At 72.1% G+C, this 21,151-nt stretch carries 2 protein-coding genes and 1 pseudogene; all 3 read left to right on the forward strand.

Annotated elements, in window-relative coordinates:
* Positions 1-3 precede the first annotated feature (3 nt).
* Positions 4-4,023 (forward strand): annotated as a pseudogene (locus ACZ6BG_RS31745) (amino acid adenylation domain-containing protein); the annotation flags it as partial.
* Positions 4,024-4,086: 63 nt separating this feature from the next.
* On the forward strand, positions 4,087-4,602 hold the full coding sequence (locus tag ACZ6BG_RS31750) for a phosphopantetheine-binding protein (RefSeq protein ID WP_469008159.1): 516 nt from the start codon (positions 4,087-4,089) through the stop codon (positions 4,600-4,602).
* A 1-nt stretch (position 4,603) separates the two neighbouring features.
* A complete protein-coding gene (locus tag ACZ6BG_RS31755) occupies positions 4,604-21,043 on the forward strand; it encodes an amino acid adenylation domain-containing protein (RefSeq protein WP_469007704.1) in 16,440 nt (5,479 codons plus the stop codon).
* The last annotated feature ends 108 nt before the right edge of the window (positions 21,044-21,151 follow it).

Here is a 21,151-nt window from a genome sequence, read left to right on the forward strand (position 1 = left end):
GCGATGGTCCTGGACCTGCCCGAAGGCATCAGTGCCGAGCAGCTCACGGCCACCCTCTCGGCCGTGTTCGACCGGCATGACCTGCTGCGGGCGCGGCTGGTCGAGGACGGCGGGGGCGGCCTGGAGGTCGCCGCGCCGGGGTCCGTCGATGTCGCCGCGCTTCTCAAGCGAGTGGAATCCGATGGGGTTTGGGAGGGTGAGGCCTGGCATGCGGAGCTGATGGCCGAGCTGGAGACGGCTGCCGCGTCGTTGGAGCCGGGGGCGGGGGTGGTTGCGAAGTTCGTGTGGTTCGACCCGGCCGGGGACACGCCGGGACGGTTGCTGATCGCGTTGCATCACCTGGTGGTGGACGGGGTGTCCTGGCGCATCCTGATGCCCGACCTCGCGCTGGCCTGGGAGCAGGTCCGCGACGGGCGCGCCCCTGAACTCGCGCCGGTGGCGACGTCGATGCGGGCCTGGGCGCACGCCCTGGCCGAGGAGGCCGCAAGCGATAAGCGCACCGCCGAACTCGCCCTGTGGCAGTCCATTGTGGAGGGTCCCGACCCGGTCCTGGGCATCCGCCGCCTGGACCCGGCCCTGGACACCATCGCCACCCTCACCGAAACCCGCGTCCAACTCCCGCCACAGCTCACCGAGGCGCTGCTCACCACCGTCCCGGCGGCTTTCCACGGCGAGGTCAACGACGGCCTCCTGGCCGGTCTGGCTCTGGCGCTGGCCCAGTGGCGCCGCACCCGCGGCACCGAGGAGTCTTCTTCCCTGATCCGGCTGGAGGGCCACGGGCGTGAGGAGGCCGCCGCGCCGGGCGCGGATCTGTCGGAGACGGTGGGCTGGTTCACCAGCGTCTTCCCCGTCCGCCTCGACCTGACCGGCACCGACCTCGACGAGGCGATCAGCGGCGGTCCGGCCGCCGCCCGCGTCCTGAAAACCGTCAAGGAGCAGCTGCGCGCGATCCCGGACAAGGGCATCGGCTACGGGCTGCTGCGCCACCTCAACCCCGACACCGCGCCGGTGCTGTCCGCGCACGGACACGGCCAGGTCGGCTTCAACTACCTCGGCCGTTTCTCCGCGCACAGCGACATGCCCGCCCACGCCCAGAACCTCGGCTTCACCCAAGCCACGGGCATCACCGGACTCGACGCCCTGGACGCGGCCCAGGACCAGGCCATGCCCGCCCCGGCCGAAGTCGACATCAACGCCTCCGTCACCGACACCCCCCAAGGCCCCCAGCTCACCGCCCTGTTCACCGCCCCCGCCGGCGTGCTCGCGCAGGAGGAGGTCCGTGAGCTGGCCGACCTGTGGTGCACCGCCCTTGAGGGTCTGGCGCGGCGCGCCGCCCAGTCCGGCGCCGGTGGTCTGACGCCGTCCGACATTCCCCTCGTCAACGCCACCCAGGCCGACATCGAAACCTGGGAAGAGCACTACCCCGGCCTCTCCGACGTCTGGCCCACCTCCCCCCTCCAATCCGGCCTCCTCTTCCACACACTCATGGCCGACGACACCGAGTCCTCGTTCGACGCCTACCAGGTGCAATACGCCCTCCAGCTCTCCGGCCGGATCGACCCGGCACGGATGCGCGCCGCCGGACAGGCCATGCTCGACCGCCACCCCGCCCTGCGCACCGCCTTCGTCAACGACGCGTCCGGCGACCTCGTCCAACTCGTCATCGACGGCATCGAGCTCCCCTGGCAGGAAGTCGACCTCAGCGGCACGCCCGAGGGCGAACGCGACGCGGCGTTCGAGAAGTTCATGGCGGACGACCTCAAGGCCCACTTCGAGATCACCAAGCCGCCGATGCTGCGGCTCTCCCTGGTCAAGCGCGAGGCCGAGCGGTTCGAGCTGGTCCTCACGGCGCACCACGCGCTGTTCGACGGCTGGTCGCTGCCCCTGCTCGTCCAGGACGTGCTCCGCTTCTACGGCACCGGCGGCGACACCTCGGGCCTGCCGCCCGCGCGGACGTACCGCGACTACCTCGCCTGGCTGGCCCAGCAGGACCCCGAGGTGTCCGCCGAAGCCTGGCGGCGCGAGCTGGACGGCGTCGACGAGCCGACCCTCCTGGCCCCTGGCGCGGAAACCGGAAGCCACAGCTCCGGCATCGCCCAGGTCGACGTACCGCTGACCCCGGCCGAGGCCACCGAGCTGACCCGGCGCGCCGCGGACCTCGGCGTCACCCTGAACACCCTCGTACAGGGCTCCTGGGGCCTGCTCCTCGGGCAGTTGACGGGGCGTCAGGACGTGGTGCTCTCGTCCACGGTCGCCGGGCGTCCGCCCGCGCTCGCCGGGGTCGACTCGATCGTCGGCATGTTCCTCAACACCCTTCCCGTACGCGTCCAGTGCGCCCCCGGCGACACCCTCGCCGACCTGCTCACCGGCCTCCAGGACCGGCAGGCCGCCCTCCTGGACCACCACCACTACGGCCTCACCGAGATCCACAAGACCACCGGCCTCAAGGCCCTGTTCGACACCCTTGTCGGGTTCGAGTCCTTCCCGCTGGACCGCGGCACGATCAGCGAGGTCAGCGCGGCCGCCGGCATCACCATCACCGGCATCCGCGCGTTCACCGCGAGCCACTACCCGGTGACCGTCTTCGTCTACCCGGACGGGGAGCACCCGCGCCTGAACGTCCAGTACCAGCGGGACGTTTTCGACCAGGACGAGGCGGACACCCTCGCCGCGCGCTTCGGCCGGATCCTCGCCACCGTCGCCGCCGACCCGCACCAGGCCGTCCGCGCCGTCGACGTGCTCGACCCCACCGAGCGCGAGCGTCTCCTCGTCGGGCTCAACGAGACCGCCGAGCCGACGCCCGAGCTGACGATCCCCGGCTTCTTCGAGGAGCAGGCGGCGAAGACCCCGGACGCCGTCGCCGTCGTCTTCGACGACCAGCAGCTCACGTACGCGGAACTCGACACCCGCGCCAACCGCCTCGCCCGCGAACTGATCAAGCAGGGGGCGGGCCCCGAGACCATCGTCGGCCTCGCCCTGCCGCGCTCAGCCGACCTCGTCGTCGGCATGCTCGGCATCCTCAAGTCCGGCGCCGGATACCTGCCGATCGACCCCAAGTACCCGAGCGCGCGCCTCGGTTCGATCCTCACCGAGGCCGCCCCGCGGTTCGTGCTCACCGACTCGGCGACGACCGGGGTGCTGCCCGCCTCCGACGTCCCGCACGTGCACCTCGACGAGCTGGCGCTCGACGACGCGCCGGGCGGACCCGTCACCGACGCCGACCGACACTCGCCGCTCAACCCCGACGGCATCGCGTACGTGATGTACACGTCGGGCTCCACCGGCACCCCCAAGGGCGTCGTCATCACGCACGCCAACGTCGTCAACGGCGTGACACGGCTTGCGGCGCGGGTCGCCGGGGGCCCCGGCTCCCGGATGCTCGCGGGCACCTCCGTCAACTTCGACGTGTCGGTGTTCGAGACGTTCACGACGCTCTGCTCCGGCGGCACCGTCGAGGTCGTCCGGGACGTCCTCGTCCTCACCGAGCGCGACAGCTGGTCGGGCAGCGTGATCAGCACCGTGCCGTCCGTCTTCAACGAACTGCTCGAGCAGATCGCCGCCAAGACCAAGGTCGAGACGCTGGTGTTCGCCGGTGAGGCGCTGCCCGCCGCGCTGGTGGGCCGCATCCGCGAGGCCATGCCCGGTGTGAAGGTCGTCAACGCCTACGGCCAGAGCGAGAGCTTCTACGCCACCACCTTCGCCCTCGCCGCCGACGAGCCCTGGACCGGCTCGGCCAGCGCCCCCATCGGCACGCCCATCGGCAACATGCGCACCTACGTCCTCGGCCCGGGCCTCACCCCCGTACCGGAAGGCGTCGTCGGCGAGCTGTACGTGGCCGGGAACATCGGCCGCGGCTACTACGGCCGGTCCGTCCTCACCGCGGACCGCTTCGTCGCCGACCCCTACGGCCCGGCCGGAGCGCGCATGTACCGCACCGGCGACCTGGCCCGCTGGAACGCCGACGGACAACTGGAGTACGTCGGCCGCGGTGACGCGCAGGTCAAGGTGCGGGGCTTCCGCATCGAGCCCGGCGAGGTCGAGGCCGCCCTCACCGCCTTCCCCGCCATCGCGCAGGCCGCGGTCGTCGTGCACGACGGCGGCGAGAGCGTCGGCAAGCGGCTCGTGGGCTATGTCGTGCCCACCGAGACGGACGGCGCGAGGAGCACGGTCGACATGACCGAGCTGCGTGACTTCATCATGGGCCGCCTGCCCGAATTCATGGTGCCCGCCGCGGTCGTGGTCCTCGACCGCTTCCCGCTGGCCCCGAACGGAAAGCTGGACCGCAGGGCCCTGCCCGAGCCGGAGTTCGCGGGCGCGGCCTACCGCGCGCCGCGCAACGAGAAGGAAGAGACGCTCTGCACGCTGTTCGCCGAGGTCCTCGGCGTGGAGCGGGTCGGCATCGACGACGACTTCTTCGACCTGGGCGGGAATTCCCTGTTGGCCACGCGGCTGACCAGCCGCATTGGCAAGGCACTCGGAGTCAGTGTGCCGATCCGGGCGATCTTCGAATCGCACAGCATCGCCGAACTATCGCGCACGGTGCAGAACGCCACGGCGTCGCGCCGACCCAAGCTGCGCAGGATGAACAGGAGTGGACAGTAAAATGATCCCGTTGTCTTTCGCGCAGCGACGGTTGTGGTTCATCAGCCGCTTCGAGGGCCCCTCGGCGACGTACAACCTTCCCTTCCTGCTCCGCTTCAGCGGCGACCTCGACACCGCCGCCCTGGAGGCGGCCGTACGCGACGTGGTGGAGCGGCACGAGAGCCTGCGCACCCTCATCGTCGAGAACGCCGACGGCGTTCCGGCGCAGGAGGTCCTCGCGCTCGCCGACGCCCGCCTGGAGATGCCGCTCGTCGAGGTGGCCCCCGAGGCCCTCGAGGCCGCCATCGCCAAGGAGGCCGAGTACGTCCTCGACCTCGCCACCGAGATACCCCTGCGCCCGACCCTGCTCAAGTCCGGCGAGCGGGAGCACGTCCTCGTGCTCCTCATCCACCACATCGCCAGCGACGGCGAGTCCATGGGCCCGCTGGCCCGTGACCTCGCCACCGCCTACCGCGCCCGGCTCGCGGGCGCCGCGCCGGACTGGGAGGAACTCCCGGTCCAGTACGTGGACTACACGCTGTGGCAGCGCGAGCTGCTCGGCGACGAGAACGACCCCGAGAGCGTCCTCGCCGCGCAGGTCGAGTACTGGCGCGGCGAGCTGGCCGGTGTTCCGCAGCCGCTGCAACTGCCCGCCGACCGGCCCCGCCCGCCCGTCGCCAGCCACCAGGGCGACGGCGTCAGCCTGCACGTCGACCCCGACCTGGTCGCGAAGGTCGAGCGGCTGGCGCGCGAGCGCGACGTGACCGTACCGATGGTCATGCAGGCCGCCCTGATGGTCACCCTCCAGCACCTCGGCGCCGGTGAGGACATCGCGCTCGGCTCCACCATCGCGGGCCGCACCGACGACGACCTCACCGAACTCATCGGCTTCTTCGTCAACACCTGGGTGCTGCGCGGCGACCTCTCCGGCGCCCCGACGTTCGAGCGGCTGCTCGCGCAGGTGCAGGACAAGGCGCTCGCGGCGTACGACAACCAGGACGCGCCGTTCGAGCGCCTGGTGGAGATCCTCAACCCCGAGCGCTCCACCGCCTACCACCCGCTCTTCCAGGTCATGTTCACCTGGGAGACCGAGGTCGGCACCACCCTCGAACTGCCCGGCCTGACCACGCGCCTTGAGATGCTGTCGACCACGACGGCCAAGTTCGACCTGGAGTTCAACTACTTCCACGACCCGGCCAAGCAGTCGATGCTGGTGTACCTGGAGTACGCCACCGAACTGTTCGACCGGCGCACCGCCGAAGCCATCACCGAGCGCTACGTCCGTGTCGTGCGCCAGCTCGTCGAGAGCCCCGCCGCCCCCGTCACCCGCGTCGACGTCCTCCAGCCCGGCGAACGCGAGCTGGTCCTCGGCCAGTTCAACGACACCGCCGCGGCCGTGCCCGCGCTCACCGTGCCCGGCGCCTTCGAGAAGCAGGCGGCGGCCACCCCGGACGCCGTCGCCGTCGTGCACGAGGACACGGAGCTGACGTACGCGGAGCTGAACGCCCGCGCCAACCGGCTCGCCCGCGACCTCATCGGCCGCGGCGTCGGCCCCGAGAGCGTGGTGGGCCTGTGCCTGCCGCGCTCCGCGGACCTCGTCGTCGGCATGCTCGGCATCCTCAAGGCGGGCGGCGCCTATCTGCCGATCGACCCCAAGTACCCGAGCACCCGACTCGACTTCATCCTCTCGGACGCCGAGCCGCACCTGATCCTCACCGACGCCGACACCGTCGGCGTGCTGCCCCAGGGCCCGGACGACGCCGCGCCGCGGCTCTTCCTCGGCGACGTCGACCTCGACACCGTCACCGCCGCCGACGCGGAGCTGACCGACGCCGACCGGACCGCGCCCCTCGGCCCGGACCACGTCGCGTACGTGATGTACACCTCCGGCTCCACCGGCACGCCCAAGGGCGTCGCCATCACGCACGGCAACGTCGTCAACGACGTCACGGGGCTCGCGTCCGCCGTGGGCGTCCAGGCCGGTTCCCGGGTGCTCGCGGGCACCTCCATCAACTTCGACGTGTCGGTCTTCGAGACCTTCACCACGCTGTCCACCGGCGGCACCCTCGAAGTGGTCCGCGACGTCCTCGTCATCGGCGAGCGCGGCGGCTGGACCGGCGGCGTCGTCTCCACCGTCCCGTCCGTCTTCGCCGAACTCCTCGACCAGGTCGACGGCAAGATCAACGTCGACGCCGTCGTCTTCGCCGGCGAGGCGCTGCCCGCCGCCCTGGTGCAGCGCGTGCGCGAGGTCATCCCCGGCGTGCGCGTGGTCAACGCCTACGGCCAGAGCGAGACCTTCTACGCCACCACCTTCGCGGTGTCCGAAACCGACCAGTGGCACGGCACCAGCAGCGCCCCCATCGGCAGCCCGCTCGGCAACGTCCGCACCTACGTCCTCGGCCCGGGCCTGGAGCCCGCCCCCGTCGGCGTCGCGGGAGAGCTCTATGTCGCGGGTGTCGTCGGCCGCGGCTACCACGGCCGCCCCGACCTCACCGCGGACCGCTTCGTCGCCGACCCCTACGGCCCGGCCGGGTCCCGCATGTACCGCACCGGCGACCTCGCCCGCTGGAACGCCGACGGCCGCCTGGAGTACGTCGGCCGCGGCGACGCGCAGGTCAAGGTCCGCGGCTTCCGCATCGAGCCCGGCGAGATCGAGGCCGCGCTCACCGCCCACCCGGGCGTCGCCCAGGCCGTCGTGACCGTCCACCAGAGCCGCGGCAGCAAGCAGCTCGTCGGCTACGTCGTGCCCGTGGGCTCCGACGACGGCGCGGTGGGCTCCGGCGACGTCGACAGCCTCGGCGAGCTCGACGTCGACCTGACCATGGTCGTCTCCTCGCGCGAGCTGCGCCGCTTCGTCTCCACGCGCCTGCCCGAGTTCATGGTCCCGTCCGTCTTCATGATGCTGGACCGCCTGCCGCTGGCCCCGAACGGCAAGCTGGACCGCAAGGCCCTGCCCGAGCCGGAGTTCACCGGCGGCCAGTACCGCGCCCCGCGCACCCCCACCGAGGAGGTCCTCACCGGCGTCTACGCCGAGGTCCTCGGCCTGGACCGGGTCGGCATCGACGACGACTTCTTCGCCGTCGGCGGCGACTCCATCCGCTCCATCCAGGTCGTCTCGCGGGCCCGCGCCCAGGGCGTCGAGGTCAGCCCCCGGCAGATCTTCGAGTGCCGCACCGTGGCCGAGCTGGCCGACGTCGCGGCGGCCGGGGGACAGGCCACCGTCCTGGAGGAGCTGGAGGGCGGCGGCGTCGGCTGGATGCCGCTGCTTCCCGCCGGGCACTTCCTCGAGGAACTGGGCGGCGGCAGCGACCGCTTCTCCATGTCGATGGTCCTCGACCTGCCCGTCGGCATCGACGAGGCGGGCCTCGTCGCCACCCTGGGCGCCGTCGTCGACCACCACGACATCCTGCGCTCGCGCCTGCTCACCGACGGCGACGGCGGCCTTGAGGTCACCGCGCCCGGCACCGTCGATGTGGCCTCGCTCGTCCACCGCGTCCCGTGCGACGGCCAGTGGGACCAGGCGTGGCGCGAGCGCGCGTTCACCGAACTCGACGCCGCCACCGCCCGCCTGGACGCCGCCGCCGGCAGCATGGCGCGGTTCGTGTGGTTCGACGCGGGCGCCGACAAGCCGGGCCGCCTGCACGTCGTCCTGCACCACTTCGCCATCGACGGCGTGTCCTGGCGCGTTTTGCTGCCCGACCTCGCCGCCGCCTGGGAGCAGATCAAGGCGGGCAGGACACCCGCGCTCGACCCCGTCTCCACCTCCGTGCGCCGCTGGGCGCACGCCCTGGTGGACGAGGCCGCGACGCCGGAGCGCACCGCCGAGCTCGAGCTGTGGAAGTCCGTCGTCGCGGGGCCCGACCCGGTGCTCGGCAGCCGCCACCTCGACCCGGCCACCGACACCGTCTCCACCGTGGAGCACGTCGTCGTACAGGTGCCCGTGCCCGTCACCGAGCAGCTCCTGACCACGCTGCCCGCGGCCTTCCGCGGCGGCGTCAACGACGGCCTGCTCGCCGGCCTCGCCCTCGCCGTCACCCGCTGGCGGCGCGCCCGCGGCGTGGACGAGCCGACGGTGCTCCTTCGCCTGGAGGGCCACGGCCGCGAGGAGTACGCGGTGCCCGGCGCGGACCTGTCCCGCACCATGGGCTGGTTCACCAGCATGTTCCCGCTGCGCCTCGACATCGGCGGCATCGACGTCGAGGAGGCCTTCGCGGGCGGCGCCGCCGCGGGCGCCGCGGTCAAGGCCGTCAAGGAGCAGGCACTCGCCATCCCCGACAAGGGCCTCGGCTACGGCCTGCTGCGCTACCTCAACCCGGAGACCGCCGAGATCCTGCGCCGCTACTCCACCGGCCAGATCGCCTTCAACTACCTCGGCCGCTTCTCCACGTCCACGGACATGCCCGACCACCTGCGCGGCCTCGGCTTCAGCCAGGCCGAGGGCACCGCCGACATCCTCGCCGACCTCGACGCGGACATGCCCGCCCTGTCGGTGTTCGACGTCAACGCCCTGGTCCTGGACTCCGACGAGGGCCCGCAGCTCAACGCCCGCATCGGCTTCCCCGCGGGCGTCCTCTCCGCCGCCGACGTGCAGGACCTCGCCGACCTGTGGATCCAGGCCCTCGAAGGCCTCGCCCAGCATGTGTCGGCGCCCGGCGCGGGCGGCCTCACGCCGTCCGACGTGCCGCTGGTGACGACCACGCAGGCCGACATCGAGCTGTGGGAGCGCCGCTACCCGAGCGTGTCCGACGTGTGGCCGCTCACCGCCGCCCAGTCGGGTCTGCTGTTCCACACGATGCTCTCGGACGCCTCCTTCGACGCGTACCAGATGCAGCTCGTCTTCCACCTGTCCGGCAAGGTCGAGCCCGCCCGCATGCGCGCGGCCGGACAGGCCCTGCTCGACCGGTACGCGAGCCTGCGCACCGCGTTCGTCACGGACACCGAGGGCAACCAGGTGCAGCTCGTCCTCGACGAGGTCCCGCTGCCGTGGCTGGAGTTCGACTACAGCTCCCTCGGCGACGCCGAGCGCGACGCCGCCCTGAAGAAGCTCCTCGCCGACGACCACGCCAAGCACTTCGACCCCGTGAACCCGCCGATGCTGCGGATGACCCTGGTCACCCTCGGCGACGACCGCGCGGAGCTGGTGTTCACCGCCAACCACGTGCTGTTCGACGGCTGGTCCGTGCCGCTCCTCCTGCAGGACCTGCTGCGCCTGTACGGCTCCGACGGCGACGCCTCCGAGCTGTCGCGCGTCCGCGGCTACCGGGACTTCCTGGTCTGGCTGAACCAGCAGGACCGAGCCGAGGACACCCGCGTCTGGGCCGAGGAGCTGGCCGGGGTCGACGAGCCCACCCTGCTCGCCCCCAGCGCCCGCCCCGGCGCGGAGCCGGGCGGCATCGGCCAGGTCGACGTGCCGCTGGCCGCCGAGTCCGCCCGTGAGCTCGCCCGCCGCGCCGCCGAGCTCGGCATCACCATGAACACCGTCGTGCAGGGCGCCTGGGGCCTGCTCCTCGCGGAGCTGACCGGCCGCAGGGACGTCGTGTTCGGCGCCACGGTGTCCGGCCGTCCGCCGGTCGTGCCGGGCGTGGACTACATGGTCGGCCTGTTCATCAACACCCTTCCGGTGCGGGTGGACTGCGCGCCGCGCGAGTCCCTCGCCGACGTCCTCACCGCCCTGCAGAACCGGCAGGGCTCGCTCCTCGACCACCAGCACTTCGGTCTCAGCGACATCCAGAACGCGGTCGGCCTGACCTCGCTGTTCGACACGATCGTCGTCTTCGACTCCTACCCCGTCGACTCCGTCGGCATCACCGACGCCTACTCGGCGGCGGGCCTTGAGGTCACCGGCATCAGCCCGCTCAGCGGCACCCACTACCCGCTGATCGTCTCCGCCGACGCCGAGCCGCACCTGCGCCTCGGCCTGCAGTACCAGCACCACCTCTTCGAGCGCGCGGACGTCGAGGCCATCGCGGCCCGCTTCCACCGCATCCTGCTGCAACTCGTCGAGGACCCGCGGATCCCCGCGGGGCACGTCGACGTCCTGGAGGCGCAGGAGCGCGAGCACGTCCTGTACGGCCTGAACGCCACGGCCGCCGAGACGCCCGCCCTCACCATCCCCGGCCTGTTCGAGCGGCAGGCCGCGGCGACCCCGGACGCGGTCGCGCTCGTGCACGGCGACACCTCGCTGACGTACGCCGAGCTGAACGCCCGCGCCGACCGCCTCGCGCGGGAGCTGATCGCCCGTGAGGTCGGCCCGGAGACGATCGTGGGCCTGGCGCTGCCGCGCTCGGCCGACCTGATCACGGGTCTGCTCGCGGTCCTGAAGGCGGGCGGCGCCTATCTGCCGATCGACCCGAAGTACCCGAGCTCCCGCCTGGACCACATCCTGTCCGACGCGGCGCCGAAGCTGCTCCTCACCGACGCCGACACCGTGGGCGTGCTGCCCGAGACGGACATCCCGCGCCTGTTCCTCGGCGACGTGGACCTCGCGGCCACCACCGCCGGGGCTCCGTTGACGGACGCCGACCGCAGGGCCCCGCTCAAGCCGGACAACGTGGCGTACGTGATGTACACCTCCGGCTCGACCGGCACCCCGAAGGGCGTGGCGATCACCCACCACAACGTGGTGAACGGCGTGACCCGCCTCGCCGAGTCCGTGGGCATCGACGCCGGCACGCGCGTCCTCGCGGGCACCTCGGTCAACTTCGACGTGTCGGTCTTCGAGGCCGTCACGACCCTGTCCCAGGGCGGCACCCTGGAGGTCGCACGGGACGTCCTGGTCATCGGCGAGCGCAACGGCTGGACGGGCGGCGTGATCTCCACGGTCCCGTCGGTCTTCGCCGAGCTCCTCGACCAGGTCACCGGCGAACTCGCCGTGGAATCCGTGGTGTTCGCGGGTGAGGCGCTGCCCGCCGCGCTGGTGGAGCGGGTGCGCGAGGCCGTCCCGGGCGTCCGGGTGGTCAACGCCTACGGCCAGACGGAGTCGTTCTACGCGACGACGTGGGCGCTGCCCGCGGGCGACGAGTGGGACGGCACCGGCAGCGCCCCGATCGGCGCTCCGCTCGGCAACATGCGCGCCTACGTGCTCGGTGCGGGTCTCGCGCCCGTCCCCGTGGGGGTCGTGGGTGAGCTGTACATCGCGGGCAATGTGGCGCGCGGCTACTTCGGCCGCGCGGACCTGACCGCGGACCGCTTCGTGGCCGACCCCTACGGTCCTGCGGGTGCGCGGATGTACCGCACGGGTGACCTGGCCCGCTGGAACGCGGACGGGCAGTTGGAGTACGTCGGCCGTGACGACGCGCAGGTGAAGGTGCGGGGCTTCCGCATCGAGCCCGGCGAGGTCGAGGCCGCCCTGACGGCCCACCCGCAGGTCGCCCAGGGCGTGGTCGTGGCCCGCGGCACCGGCACCACCGACAAGCGCCTCGTGGCGTACGTCGTCCCGGCCGGGACCGTCGAGGACATCGACATCACGGCGCTGCGCGAGTTCGTGGGCGGAAAGCTGCCCGAGTTCATGGTGCCGTCGGCGTTCGTGGTCCTTGAGCGCCTGCCGCTGGCGCCGAACGGCAAGCTGGACCGCAAGGCGCTGCCCGAGCCGGAGTTCACCGGCGCCGAGTACCGCGCCCCGCGCACTCCGCAGGAAGAGGCCCTGTGCGGCCTGTTCGCGGAGGTCCTCGGCCTGGAGCGGGTCGGCATCGACGACAACTTCTTCACCGTCGGCGGCCACTCGCTGCTCGCCACCCGCCTCGTCAGCCGCATCCGCACCACGCTCGACGTCGAGATCCCGATCCGCGTCGTCTTCGCCTCGCCCACCGTCGCGGAGCTCGTCGAGCACCTGACCGGCGGCGGCAGCGTCCGCGCGCAACTGCGTCGGGCCGAGACCCGCCCCGAGTTCGTGCCGCTGTCGTACGCGCAGCGCCGCCTGTGGTTCATCGACCGCTTCGAGGGCCCCTCGGCGACGTACAACACGCCGTTCCCGCTGCGCCTGACCGGCACCCTGGACACCGCCGCGTTCGAGGCCGCCGTCAACGACGTGGTCACGCGGCACGAGAGCCTGCGCACGCTGATCATCGACGACAGCGAGGGCGTGCCCTTCCAGAAGGTGCTGCCCGCCGCCGACGTGCACATCGACGTGCCCGTCGTCGACGTCGCCCCCGACGCGCTCGACGACGCCATGGCCGAGGCCGCCGGGTACAGCTTCGACCTGGCCGGTGAGGTCCCGACGCGGGCCACCGTGTTCCGCTGCGGCGAGGACGAGTTCGTCCTGCTGCTGCTCTTCCACCACATCGTCAGCGACGGCGTGTCCATGGGCCCGCTGTCCCGCGACCTCGCCGCGGCCTACACCGCCCGGCTCGCGGGCGCGGCCCCGGCGTGGCCGGAACTGCCGGTGCAGTACGTGGACTACACGCTGTGGCAGCGCGAGCTGCTCGGCGCCGAGGACGACCCGGACAGCGTGCAGTCCGGGCAGGTCGACTACTGGCGCGAGGAGCTCGCGGGCGTGCCCCAGCCGCTCCGCCTGCCCACCGACCGGCCCCGCCCGCCGGCCGCGAGCCACCGCGGCGCCACGGTCGAGTTCGCCCTCGACCGGGACGTCATGGACGCCGTCGAGGAACTGGCCCGGCGGCGCGGCGCGACCGCGTCGATGGTGCTCCAGTCCGCCCTGACCGTGCTGCTGCACGGCCTCGGCGGCGGTGACGACATCACGATCGGCGCGCCGATCGCAAACCGCACCGACGAACTCCTCGCGGACCTGGTCGGCTTCTTCGTCAACACCTGGGTCCTGCGCGCCGACCTGTCGGGCAACCCCACCTTCGAGGACCTGCTCGACCAGGCCCGCGACAAGTCCCTGGCCGCCTACGACAACCAGGACGTGCCGTTCGAGCGCCTGGTGGAGGTGCTCAACCCGGAGCGGTCCACGGCGTACTCGCCGCTGTTCCAGGTGATGTTCGCCTGGCAGAACTTCAACCGGAACGACTTCGCCCTGCCCGGCCTCGACGTGCGGTTCGAGCGGATCCGCAACGAGAGCGCCAAGTTCGACCTGTTCTTCAACATGGCCGACATCCCCGGCTACGGCGTCGTCGGCCACCTGGAGTACGCCACCGACCTGTTCGACCACGCGAGCGCCCAGGAGATCACCGACCGGTTCATCCGCGTCGTGGGCCTCCTCGCGGCCGACCCGGCGCAGCGCGTCGGCGCCGTCGAGCTGGTCGAGCCCGCCGAGCGTGACCTGGTCCTGCGCGGCTTCAACGACACCGCGCAGCCGACGCCGGACCTCACCATCCCCGGCCTGTTCGAGAAGCAGGCGGACAAGCACCCGCACGCCGTCGCCGTGGTCGACGGCGACACGTCGTGGACGTACCGCGAACTGGACGCGCGCGCCAACCTGTTGGCGCGGGAGCTGATTCGGCGGGAGGTGGGCCCGGAGACGATCGTGGGTCTGGCGCTGCCGCGGTCGGCGGATCTGATCGTGGGTCTGCTGGGTGTGCTGAAGGCCGGTGCGGCGTATCTGCCGATCGACCCGAAGTACCCGAGTGCGCGGCTGGACTACATCCTGTCCAACGCGCGGCCGAGGCTGCTGCTCACCGACGCGGACACCGTCGGCGTCCTGCCCGTCAACGACGTGCCGCGGCTGTTCATCGGCGACCTCGACCTGGAGCCGAGGAAGCGCAACGTCAAGGTCCGCGACAAGGACCGCAGGGCCGCGCTCAAGCCGGACAACGTGGCGTACGTGATGTACACCTCCGGCTCGACCGGCACCCCGAAGGGCGTGGCGATCACCCACCACAACGTGGTGAACGGCATCACCCGCCTCGCCGCGTCCGTGGGCATCGACTCGTCCACGCGGATGCTCGCCGCGACCTCGGTCAACTTCGACGTGTCGGTCTTCGAGACCTTCACGACCCTGTCCCAGGGCGGCACCGTCGAGGTGGCCCGCGACGTGCTCGTCATCGGCGAGCGCGGCGGCTGGACGGGCGGCGTCGTCTCGACCGTCCCGTCGGTCTTCGCCGAGCTCCTCGAGCAGGTCGACGGCGAACTCGAGGTCGACTCGGTGGTGTTCGCCGGTGAGGCGCTGCCCGCGGCCCTCGTCGAGCGGGCCCGCGAGGCCATCCCCGGCGTCCGCGTCGTCAACGCCTACGGCCAGACCGAGTCGTTCTACGCGACGACGTTCGCGCTGCCCGCCGACCAGGAGTGGACCGGCGCGGGCAGCGCCCCCATCGGCGCCCCGCTCGGCAACATGCGCGCCTACGTCCTCGGTTCGGGCCTCGCGCCCGTGCCCGTCGGCGTCGTGGGCGAGCTGTACATCGCAGGCAACGTGGCGCGCGGCTACTTCGGCCGCGCCGACCTGACCGCGGACCGCTTCGTCGCCGACCCGTTCGGCCCCGCGGGCGGCCGCATGTACCGCACCGGTGACCTGGCCCGCTGGACCCCCGAGGGCCAACTGGAGTACGTCGGCCGCGACGACGCGCAGGTCAAGGTGCGCGGCATCCGCATCGAGCCCGGCGAGGTCGAGGCCGCGCTCGCCGCGCACCCCGGTGTCGCCCAGGCCGTCGTGGTCGTCAAGGACGGCCGCGGCAGCAAGCAGCTCGTCGGCTATGTGGTCCCCGCCGGTGAGCAGATCGAGGACGTCAACGCCGACCTCGACCTGACCGCCGGTGTCTCGGTGGAGGAACTGCGCAAGTTCGTCTCCGCGCGCCTGCCGGAGTTCATGGTGCCCGCGGTGTTCGTGGTCCTCGACCGCCTGCCGCTGGCCCCCAACGGCAAGCTGGACCGCAAGGCCCTGCCCGAGCCGGAGTTCACGGCAGGGGAGTACCGGGCGCCCCGCACCGCCGAGGAGAAGGTCCTCGCCGGGGTGTACGCCGAGGTCCTGGGCCTCGGCCGGGTCGGTGTCGACGACGACTTCTTCGCCGTCGGCGGCGACTCCATCCGCTCCATCCAGGTGGTGTCCCGCGCCAAGGCGCAGGGCATCGAGATCACCCCGCGGCAGATCTTCGAGTGCCGCACGGTGGCCGACCTCGCCGTCGCGGCCGTCGAGAACCGCCTCGCGGGCGCCGGCGCGGTCCTGGAGGAGCTGGAGGGCGGCGGTGTCGGCTGGATGCCGCTCCTGCCCGTCGCCCGCTACATGACCACCGAACTCGGCGAGAACACCGACCGGTTCTCCATGTCGACGGTCCTCGACCTGCCGAAGGACATCGACGAGGCGGGCCTCTTCGCGACCCTCACGGCCGTTGTCGACGCCCACGACGTGCTGCGCTCGCGCTTGATCACCGAGGGCGACGGCGGCCTGGAGGTCACCGCGCCCGGCACTGTCGACGTGGCGTCGCTGGTGCACCGGGTGGAGTGCGACGGCGAGTGGTCGGCGGAGGCCTGGCAGCGGCTCGCCGCCGCCGAACTCGACGCGGCCACGGGCCGGTTGAACCCGGCGGCGGGGGTGATGGCGCAGTTCGTGTGGTTCGACACCGCGGGTGTCGAGGCGGCCGGGCGGCTCATCGTCGTGCTGCACCACCTGGTGGTGGACGGTGTGTCCTGGCGCATCCTGGTGCCGGACCTGGCCGCGGCCTGGGAGCAGGTCAAGGCGGGCAGGGCGCCGGAGCTCGCGCCCGTGGCGACCTCGCTGCGCCGCTGGGCGCACGCCCTGAAGGACGAGGCGCACAGCGAGACCCGTACTGCCGAACTCCCCCTGTGGGAAAGCATGCTGGACGGCGATGACCCGGTCCTCGGTTCGCGCCCGCTCGACCCGGCGGTGGACGTCACCGCCACAGTGGAGACCGTGTCGGTCAAGCTGCCGGTGGCGGTGACGGAGTCGCTCCTGACGACCGTCCCGGCCGCTTTCCACGGCGGCGTCAACGACGGCCTGCTCGCCGCGCTCGCCCTCGCGGTGTCGCGCTGGCGGGACGAGCGGGGCGTGTCGGAGTCCTCGACGCTGATCCGCCTCGAAGGCCACGGCCGCGAGGAGTACGTGGCTCCGGGTGCGGACGTGTCGCGCACGCTGGGCTGGTTCACGAGCATGTTCCCGGTACGTCTGGACGTGGCGGGGCACGACGTGGCGGAGGCGTTCGCGGGCGGCAGGGCCGCGGGGTCGGTCGTCAAGGCGGTCAAGGAGCAGCTGCTGTCCGTGCCGGACAAGGGCATCGGCTTCGGTCTGCTGCGCTACCTCAACCCGGTGACGTCGCTGGCTCTGGAGGGGCGGCCGACGGGGCAGATCGCGTTCAACTACCTGGGCCGGTTCTCCGCCGACGACATGCCCGAGGAACTGCGCGGCCTCGGCTGGAGCATCGCCCCCGACACCGACGCGCTCATCGCCGACCTCAACGCGGAGATGCCCGCCCTCGCGACGGTGGACTTCGCCGCGTACGTCACGGACAGCGCCCAGGGACCGGAGCTCACCGCGAGCATCGGCTTCCCGACCGGTGTGTTGTCCCGCGCCGAGGTGCAGCGCCTGGCGGACCTGTGGTGCGAGGCCCTGGACGGCCTCACCCGCCACGCCGCCACCCCGGACGCGGGCGGCCTCACGCCGTCCGACGTGCCGCTGGTCAACGTGGAGCAGTCCGACATCGAGGCCTGGGAGAAGAAGTACCCGGGCGTCTCGGACATCTGGCCGCTCACGACGATGCAGTCGGGCCTGCTGTTCCACAGCATGCTCGGCGCCGGCGACACCGACGGCCCGGCCGACGCCCGCGACGCGTACCACATCCAGCTCGTGATGCACCTGTCCGGACAGGTCGACCCGGCCAGGATCCGCACGGCCGGGCAGGCACTGCTCGACCGGTACGCGAACCTGCGGGCCGCGTTCGTCACCGACGCGCGCGGCGAGCAGGTCCAGTTGATCGTGGACGGCGTCGAACTCCCCTGGAGCGAGGCCGACCTGAGCACGCTGCCCGAGGACGAGCGCGAGGAGGCGTTCGAGAAGCTCCTCGCCGAGGACCAGGTCACCCACTTCGACCCGGCCACCGCGCCGCTGCTGCGGATGTGCCTGGTCAAGCTGGACGACAACCTCTCCGAGCTGGTCTTCAGCGCCCACCACGTGCTGTACGACGGCTGGTCCTTCCCCATGCTCATCCAGGACCTCCTGCGCCTGTACGGCTCCCACGGCGACCCCGCGGACCTGCCGCGCGTGCGCAGCTACCGCGAGTTCCTGGCCTGGCTCTCGCAGCAGGACCGGGGCGAGGCGGCCCGGGCCTGGGCCCAGGAGCTGGACGGGGTCGAGGAGCCGACGATGCTGGCTCCGGGTGCCTCGGAGGAGCAGGGCGGCCTGGACATGGTCGAGGTGCCGCTGCCCACGGAGGACGCCCGCACCCTCTCGCGGCGCGCCTCGGAGCTGGGCATCACCCTGAACACCCTGGTGCAGGGCGCCTGGGCGCTGGCCCTAGGCCAGTTGACGGGACGTCAGGACGTGACCTTCGGCGCCACCGTCTCCGGACGCCCGCCGTCGGTCACGGGCGTCGACACCATGGTCGGCCTGTTCATCAACACCCTGCCCGTCCGTGTCGCGGCCGAGCCCGGCCAGACCCTCGCCCAGCTCCTCACCGGCCTCCAGGACCGCCAGGCCGCCCTCCTCGACCACCACCACTACGGCCTGTCGGACATCCAGCAGGCGACCGGACTCAGCACGCTCTTCGACACCATCGTGGTGTTCGAGTCGTTCCCGGTCGACCACGCGGGCATGAGCGACGCCAACGCCACGGCGGGCATCGCGGTGACGGGCCTGCGCGCGTCCAGCGGGACGCACTACCCGCTGATCGTGGGCGCCGACGCCTCGCCGCACCTGCGCATGGGCCTGCAGTACCAGGACACCATGTACGACAAGGACGTGGTGAAGGGCATCGCGGGCCGTCTCGGCCGGGTGCTCCAGCAGATCGCGGCCGACCCGGAGACGCCCGTCAAGGACGTCGACGTGCTCGAGCCGGGGGAGCGGGAGCGGCTGCTCGGGGCGTACAACGACACGGCCGCCGAGACGCCCGCACTCACCGTGCCCGGCCTGTTCGAGGAGCAGGCCGCGCGGACCCCGGACGCGGTCGCGGTGGACTTCGGCGACACGTCGTGGACCTACCGCGAACTGGACGCGCGCGCCAACCTGTTGGCGCGGGAGCTGATTCGGCGGGAGGTGGGCCCGGAGACGATCGTGGGTCTGGCGCTGCCGCGGTCGGCGGATCTGATCGTGGGTCTGCTGGGTGTGCTGAAGGCCGGTGCGGCGTATCTGCCGATCGACCCGAAGTACCCGAGTTCGCGGCTGGACTACATCCTGTCCAACGCGCGGCCGAGGCTGCTGCTCACCGACGCGGACACCGTCGGCGTCCTGCCGGACAACGACGTGCCGCGACTGTTCATCGGCGACCTCGACCTGGAACCGAAGCAGCGCAACACCAAGGTCCGCGACCAGGACCGGGTGACGCCGCTGCGGCCGGACAACGTGGCGTACGTGATGTACACCTCCGGCTCGACCGGCACCCCGAAGGGCGTCATGGTCACGCACGCCAACGTGGTCAACGGCATCACGCGGCTCGTCGAGCGTGTCGGCGGCGCGGGCTCGCGGATGCTCGCGGGCACCTCGGTCAACTTCGACGTGTCGGTCTTCGAGACCTTCACGACGCTGTCGACCGGCGGCACCCTCGAAGTGGTCCGGGACGTCCTGGTCATCGGCGAGCGCAACGGCTGGACGGGCGGCGTGATCTCCACGGTCCCGTCGGTCTTCGCCGAGCTCCTCGACCAGGTCACCGGGGAGATCAGCGCCGAGTCCGTGGTGTTCGCCGGTGAGGCGCTGCCCGCCGCGCTGGTGGAGCGGGTGCGCGAGGCCGTCCCGGGCGTCCGGGTGGTCAACGCCTACGGCCAGACGGAGTCGTTCTACGCGACGACGTGGGCGCTCCCCGCCGACCAGGAGTGGGCCGGCACCGGCAGCGCGCCGGTCGGCACCCCGCTCGGCAACATGCGGGCGTACATCCTCGGACCGACCCTCACCCCCGCACCCGAGGGCGTGGTAGGCGAGCTGTACGTGGCGGGCGCCGTCAGCCGCGGCTACTTCGGCCGCGCCGACCTGACCGCGGACCGCTTCGTGGCCGACCCCCACGGTCCGGCCGGATCGCGGATGTACCGCACGGGTGACCTGGCCCGCTGGAACGCGGACGGGCAGTTGGAGTACGTCGGCCGTGACGACGCGCAGGTGAAGGTGCGGGGCTTCCGCATCGAGCCCGGCGAGGTCGAGGCGGCGCTCACGGCGCACCCGCAGGTGGCGCAGGGCGTGGTCGTGGCCCGCGGCACCGGGACGGTCGACAAGCGCCTCGTGGCGTACGTCGTCCCGGCCGGGGAGCGGGACGTCGACACGTTCGACATCACGGCGCTGCGGGAGTTCGTGGCCGGGAAGCTGCCCGAGTTCATGGTGCCGTCGGCGTTCGTGGTCCTTGAGCGCCTGCCGCTGGCGCCGAACGGCAAGCTGGACCGCAAGGCGCTGCCCGAGCCGGAGTTCACGGGGGTCGAGTACCGCGCCCCGCGCACTCCGCAGGAGGAAGTCCTGTGCGGCCTGTTCGCGGAGGTCCTCGGCCTGGAGCGGGTCGGCATCGACGACAACTTCTTCACCGTCGGCGGCCACTCGCTGCTCGCCACCCGGCTCGTCAGCCGCATCCGTACGGTCCTCGGGGTCGAGATCCCGATGCGGGTCGTGTTCCAGTACTCCACGGTCGCGGACATGGCCGACTGCCTGACCTCGGGCAGGGAGTCGTTCAGCTTCACCGACCCGTTCGGTGTGGTGCTCCCGATGAAGACCGACGGCGACGGCGGACCCCTGTGGTTCATCCACCCCGGCGTCGGCCTGTCCTGGGTCTACCTCGGCTTCGCCACGCAGCTCGGCGACCGGCCCGTCCACGGCATCCAGGCGCGGGGCTTCGACGGTTCCGAACTGCCGGGCTCCATCGACGAGATGGTCGCGGACTACCTGGAGCAGATCCTCGCCGTCCAGCCGGAGGGTCCCTTCCGACTCGTCGGCCTGTCCATCGGCGGCACCCTGGCGCACGCCCTCGCGGGCGAACTCCAGGCGCGCGGCCACGAGGTGGCGCTGCTCGGCCTGCTCGACTGCGTGCCCGCGGAGTGGTTCGCGCGGAACAACACGTCGCTGGAGATGGCCGAGGTGGAGGACGTGCTCGCCGGGTACATCCCGCACACGGGCCCGGAGGGCGGCGCCGCCGGCGACGCGGACGGGGCCGACGGCGGCGAGCGGAACTCGCTCGTGAAGAACGCGTCCCTCATCGCCGTCCGGCACACCGACATGATGATGGAGTACACGCAGCCGAAGTACCGCGGCGACGCGGTGTTCTTCAACGCGACGCTGAACCCCGACGAGTCGTACGCCCCGCAGTGGGCGGCGTACATCGAGGGAACGGTGGAGGAGCACGACATCCACTCCACGCACATGGGGATGTATCTGCCGCGGCCCGCGGCGGAGATCTGCCGGATCCTCAGCCGTCACCTCGACAGCGAGTAGGGGGCGGGAGCGGGCAGGACGAAACCCCGGAGGGGGCGAGGCCGGAAGGCCTCGCCCCCTCCGGGGTTTCCTGCGCCGGGTACGCACGACGGCGTCCACCGCGGCGGC

Source organism: Streptomyces sp. NPDC041205 (assembly GCF_055591765.1).

Bases quoted from the DNA above. Each gene is read 5' to 3' on its own strand.
- ACZ6BG_RS31755 (WP_469007704.1), top strand. From the start codon at position 4,604: ATGATCCCGTTGTCTTTCGCGCAGCGACGGTTGTGGTTCATCAGCCGC.